This is a genomic window from Actinoplanes sp. NPDC051633, assembly GCF_040681735.1.
Classification (GTDB): domain Bacteria; phylum Actinomycetota; class Actinomycetes; order Mycobacteriales; family Micromonosporaceae; genus Actinoplanes.
In genome coordinates this window covers 1-5720 of sequence record NZ_JBFAZH010000461.1, presented here as the reverse complement: position 1 = coordinate 5720, position 5720 = coordinate 1, and the positions used below count along the sequence as shown (strand labels likewise).

General features: G+C 67.0%; 4 protein-coding genes. All 4 read right to left on the bottom strand.

Going from position 1 to position 5720, the window contains the following annotated elements:
• Nucleotides 1-467 (bottom strand): hypothetical protein (locus AB0M20_RS23830; RefSeq protein WP_364301606.1); only part of this gene is annotated, 467 nt, incomplete at its 3' end.
• Between the two features lie 81 nt (nt 468-548).
• Nucleotides 549-2012, bottom strand: coding sequence for a DUF2252 domain-containing protein (locus AB0M20_RS23825; protein ID WP_364301604.1), 1464 nt, complete (start codon nt 2010-2012; stop codon nt 549-551).
• A gap of 381 nt (nt 2013-2393) precedes the next feature.
• Nucleotides 2394-4751 (bottom strand): arylsulfatase, encoded by a 2358-nt coding sequence (locus AB0M20_RS23820; protein WP_364301602.1) that lies wholly within the window; start codon nt 4749-4751, stop codon nt 2394-2396.
• A 695-nt stretch (nt 4752-5446) separates the two neighbouring features.
• Nucleotides 5447-5720: LURP-one-related family protein (locus AB0M20_RS23815; protein WP_364301600.1), on the bottom strand; the 274-nt coding region annotated here is incomplete at its 5' end.

The following is a 5720-nucleotide window of genomic DNA, read 5'->3' as shown; positions in this document are numbered from 1 at the left end:
GCCATGCAGTCGGCCTGCAGTTCTTGCTCGATTGTGTACTGATACTGCCCGCCCAATCGGACCTGGATCGCGTGCGCGTACTCGTGGCCGAGCAGGTAGTAGAGAAAGGCATCACCGATCTTGTCATATCCCTGCTGGGCCCACGCCGTGTCGAAGGCGATGAAGTCGCCGGCCAAGCAGTACGCGGCATTGTTGGACTCCATCGGCTCGCTGCCGCAGGTGACCTCGCCGGCCGTGGTGTACGGGATGATCTGGCGGACCGGTTTGAACGTGATGCCACGCTTGCTCAGCTGCTCGTTCCAGTACCGCTCGGATTCTTCGATGGCGGCCCGCGCATCGCCGGCCAACGTGCTGGTGTCGACCGCGGGGGAGCTGGTGGCAACGGTCTCCGATCCGGTACCGCCGGAGCCTTCGCCGGCACATGCCTGTCCGGCCAGCATCGTCGCGGCCACCGCGACGAGCCACACCGCCCGTGCGCCGACCATCCGCCGAGTCATCTCTATCCCACTTGTCACTGGCCCGGCCGCCGCGACGGGCCTCGGTCGTGCTCAGACACCCTCGTGTGCTTCGAGCCGTCCGGACCTGATCGCCTCAGTGAACCGCTCGTAGTCCTCGTCGTTCTGGTCGGCGTAGCGCTCCGCGAAGTCGGTGATGGATGTGTCGAATGCGTCGCTGTCTCCGAGGTACGCGGCCATCGCGACCGGATCTCCCGACCGTGCGTGCGCCCGGGCCAGCGTCCACCCGCACATGTCGGCATAGAACGCGAGCCCGACCGGGCTCATCGCCTCGACCAGCGCCGAGCCCTTCATGTCGCGGAGCTGCCGCCAGTAGAAGTTCCGTTGCACGTCCACGCCTTTGGTCCAACCCAGGTACAGGTCGCTGGCCGCCTGCATCAGCCGCTGCCCCTGCACCACCCGCTCGCCGTGCTGCCGATACCGGCTCTTGGGCAGGTACGCCTCCAGAACGGACGCCGTAGCCTCCTTGATCTGCAGGAAGAGCGGGTCGTGTTGGTCCCGTCCTTGCAGCAGGACGATGAACGCGCGGGTCCCCACACTTCCCACACCGACCACCTTGCGGGCCACGTCCACAATCTCGAAGCGCTCGAGCAGGTGGCGCCGGTCGTCCTGCAAGGTGGCCCGATAGGCGCGGAATTGCTTGCGGAGCGCCGGGTCGATCTCGTCCGGCGACAGGCCGTACGTGGCAGCCAGGTCGCGCAGCGGCACGACGATCGGCGGCTGGCTGACGATCCGGTACGCCCCGTCGACAAACTCGCCGAGCTTGGACAGCGCCTGCATGCTGTCCCGGGTACGAGCCTTCAGACGAGTCTGCTCCGCCCGTTTGGCCGCCTTCTGGGTCAGCTTCTCCCGCTTCTTCGCACCCTTCCCAGACGCCTTCGCCGCCTGCTTCGCCTCGGCAACCGTCGTCCGCAACGCCGTCATGATCTCGTCTTCATCCAGGTGCGCATACCAGAGGTCCATCGTGCGCATCGCCGCGAATGCCGTCATGGCCTTCCGGTAGGCGGCCACCGCGGCCAACGTCGAAGCATTCGCGTCCGCGGCCGAGAAACCGTTGAAGCGGCTCGCAATCATGAAACTCGCCGCCATGCGTTTCACGTCGTACTCGAACGGCCCCGGTAACGTCTCGTCGAAGTCGTTCAGATCGAACAACAGCCTGCGCTCCGGTGACGCGAACACGCCGAAGTTCGAGAGGTGAGCGTCGCCGCACAGCTGGGCGTCCAGGCCGGCCACCGGCGTATCCTTCAGATCCGCAGCCATGATCTTCGCCGCGCCGCGGTAGAAGGTGAACGGCGAAACCATCATTCGGCCGTGCCGCACCGGCACGAGATCGGGCTCTCGCGTGCGATTCTGCTCCTCCAGCAGGGCGACCGGATCCGGGCGGTCGATCGCCGGTCGCCACTTGGTGTGGCTCGCCAGGGGCGTCCGCACGTTCGCTTCCGCGCCCCTGGCCACGCGTTCCTCCGCGCTGAGATGCGTGATCTTCCGTGCCACCATCCGGCCGCCTCCGTCCGATCCTGTCACCGTCCGAGCCGGCAATCGGCGAGCGTGCCGTCCGCACCGGCAACCTCGCCGGCGGTCCGGGGTGCAGGCAGGCCACCAACTCCGTCCGTCGTTCGGACCAGCCGACCCTGCCACGTCGTGGTGGAGCCGCGCTTCATCCGGCCGGGGTGACCGGCGTCCGATGCTTCATGGAGGACCAGCGCGCGTTGGAAGGGGCGCCGCCGCTCGCTGCTCGATCGTGATTTGGCGAGTGCCTTCGGCGATTGCACCCGGCCTTCAGAGATCGCGGGCCATCCCGACCGTCGACGACCTGGGCGAGGCGCACCGGGTGTGAGGTCGGCGGCGGACGGGATGGCGAAGCGCAGGAAGCCGTCCCTACTCTCGGGCAAGCATCGCTTGCGCCTCGCGTTCCAGGTCAACGTACGGATCGCCGCTGACGTCGACGGCGACGCGCTTGATCGTGCCGCCGGTGAACCGGGCGCCGTGATTGCCTTCGTAGTCGCTGGTCACGGGTGCGCCGCTGTCGCGGCCGACGCACAGGCCCTCCCCGGCGAGTGAGAACATGCCGGGCTGCGTCTTGATCCGGGCCTCGCCGACCTTCCGGTCCCCGTGGTACAGGAACAGGATTCCGGTCGCGACGTTGGGCGGGTCTTCGCCGTCCTTGTCGAATGACGCCGATAGGAGGAGGTTCTCGCCCGTGGGCAGGTCTTCGGTCGCGTCGACCTTCTGCTCCAGCAGGCCGATGAAGTTGTTGACGTAGTGCAACCGGTTGTCTTTGACGTAGAGGGCATGGCCGCCGAAGTAGGCGCCCTGGGCGAACAGCACGCCGGACGCGTCCTTGCCGGGGATGTCGACCAGCGCGCCGATGCTGAACGAGCGGTTGCGGATGTTGACCGCCTGCGCCTCGGGCACCTCGGCGGTGTCGGGGAAGTAGGTGTAGCGCTCGCGTGAGGGGGTCAACTGTGGCCGCGGTGTGAGGATGATCTCCAGCGCGTCGCGGTCGTCGAGCGGGAACGCGCCGTTGTCGCCGGCCTGGGCGTACCACAGGTTCACCAGCTCGCGTAGTTTGCCGGGCTGCTCGGCCGCCAGATCGTGCGATTCGGAGCGGTCGGTGTCGACGTGGTACAGCTCCCAGGTGTCGTCGTTGAAGTTGCTCCAACCACTGATCGTGGGGTGGGTGGTGATGGCCTTCCACCCGTCGTGCCAGATCCCGCGGGAGCCGAGCATGGAATAGAACTGTGTCTTGCGTGCCGAGGGGGCGGACGGGTCATCGATGCTGTAGCGCATGCTGACGCCGTCGATCCGGCTCTGTGTGTGACCCTTGATCACCTCGGGTGGCTCGACGCCGAGCGCGTCCAGGATCGTCGGCATGATGTCGATGGCGTGGTGGTACTGGTGGCGCAGTTCGCCCTTGCCACCTGCGGCGCCGGGCCAGGAGATGATGCACGGGTCGGAGGTGCCGCCGTTGAACTCGTACCGCTTCCACATCTTGAACGGCGTGTTGAACGCCATCGCCCAGCCGTTGGGGTAGTGGTTGTAGGTCTTGGGACCGCCCAGCTCGTCGAGCATCGCCAGGTTCGCTTCGAGGTCGTCGGGGAAGCCGTTGAAGAACTTGTTCTCGTTGACCGACCCGTTCGGGCCGCCTTCGCCGCTGGCACCGTTGTCCGACACCACGATGACCATGGTGTTCTCCCGCTGCCCGGACTCCTCCAGATAGTCCAGCAGCCGGCCGATGTGGTGGTCGGCGTGCGCCAGGAACCCGGCGTACACCTCGGCCATCCGCGCGAACAGTCGCTTCTCCCCGTCGCTCAGCGAGTCCCACGGCTTGGTGTACTCCAGCGGCGGGAAAGGCTGACCGTCGGGTCCGGTGCGGCTCTCGGACGTGCCGATCGGGTTGATCGGCGGGATTTCGGTGTCGGCCGGGACGATACCCAGCTGTTTCTGCCGGGCCAGGGTCTGCTCGCGCATCGCCTCGTAGCCCATGTCGAACTTGCCCTTGAACCTGTCGGCCCATTCCTTGCCGACCTGGTGCGGCGCGTGTGCGGCACCAGGCGCGTAGTACAGGAAGAACGGCTTTTCCGGGGCGATGGTCTTCGCGTCCTTGATGAACTCCAGCGCCTTGTCGGTGATGTCCTCGGTGAAGTGATAGCCCTCCTCCGGCGACCTCGGCTGCTCCACCGGATGGTTGTCGTAGACCAGGTCCGGATACCACTGGTTCGTCTCGGCGCCCAGGAAGCCGTACCAGCGCTCGAAGCCGCGACCGGATGGCCAGTTCCGCCGCGTCGCCGCCAGGTTCATCTCCACGGTCGGGCACAGGTGCCACTTGCCCACCATGTAGGTGTTCCAGCCCTGCTCGCCCAGGATCTCGGGAAGCATGCCGTTCTCCGGCGGGATCGTCCCGCTCGCGTTCGGGAAGCCGGACGCGGCCTCGGTGATGCACGCCATCGAGTTGCGAGTGTGGTTGCGCCCGGTCAACAGGCAGGAACGGGTCGGCGAGCACAGGGCAGTCGTATGCCACTGGGTGTAGCGGACACCGTCCGCCGCGATTCGGTCGATGTTCGGTGTGTCGATCGGCCCGCCGTAGCTGGAGAGCGCCGAGAATCCCACGTCATCGAGCACGATGTAGACCACGCTCGGCGCGCCGTCCGGGGCCTTCGGCGGCTCGAACGGCTCCCAATCGGGTACCGAATCCCGGACGTCGACGTTGATCGTGCCCTTGAACGGCTTGCTCATGGCCTCTCCATCTCCCTCACCAACAGGCTCTACCAGCTCTTCCCGACCGCGGGCGTCGTACCGCCTACCCGCGTCGACCGGCCACCAGCGCTCGGCTTCCGCCTTGGCCGATCGGCGTCACCCCGCCCGGAGCCTCCTACAGACCGGCACCACGCCGAGTTCAGCTGCGCGCCACCGGTCGTCTCGCGACGATTCGATCGGACACGCCGGACCCGCCCGCCATCGTCACAAGCACGCACGGTTGAGGGATCGATATCCGGATCCGCAGCGGTCACCGCCGCAGAGACCTCACGCCCGATGAACAGTCGCGTCGTGGGCGTCGGCATGTTCGCGATTGCTCTCGGCTACGGTGTCGGTCACCGGATCTGATGCTCTGGCTGAACCCCTCACCCCGAAGTTGACGCCACCTGCGTCGACGCCGCGTCACCCGCCAGGAATGAATCGAACGGCCCGCCGGCGGCGGCGATGAAGGCGGCGCGACGCGCAGCCGCGATGCTCCCGGAGAGCCTTCCTGCGCTCAGCCGCCGCGCTTCCGGCGTCGCAGAGTGATCACTCCCGCGACGACCAGCAGAACGGGCAGGACAAGTCCCCACAGCAACCAGCCGTTCACAAGCAACCTCCACGCGATTCGTACGGTCCTTCAGCTTCGTGGCACCGCCTGACGGCGGGATCATTCCGGCGGGATGAATGACGCCCTACTTGTCGTGGGCCATGTGGTCGACCACCGCGACCACCGCCAGCACCAGCGCCGGATCCTCGCCGCCCGCGACGTCGACCGTGTACGTGTCCCGCATACGCAACCAGCGCTTCGTCACCACCGCCACCTCGCGGCCGCCCCGCGCGATGGTGTACTCGTGATCGGTAATGTTGCCGGTCACGTCCATCTCCGGATCGTGCTCCATGTGCACCACCCAGCGGTCGCGCAGCGGGGTCAGGTGCGCCTTCTTCACCGTGGCGACCGTGCGGCCG

Bases quoted from the DNA above. Each gene is read 5' to 3' on its own strand.
- AB0M20_RS23820 (WP_364301602.1), bottom strand. From the start codon at position 4,751: ATGAGCAAGCCGTTCAAGGGCACGATCAACGTCGACGTCCGGGATTCG.
- AB0M20_RS23825 (WP_364301604.1), bottom strand. From the start codon at position 2,012: ATGGTGGCACGGAAGATCACGCATCTCAGCGCGGAGGAACGCGTGGCC.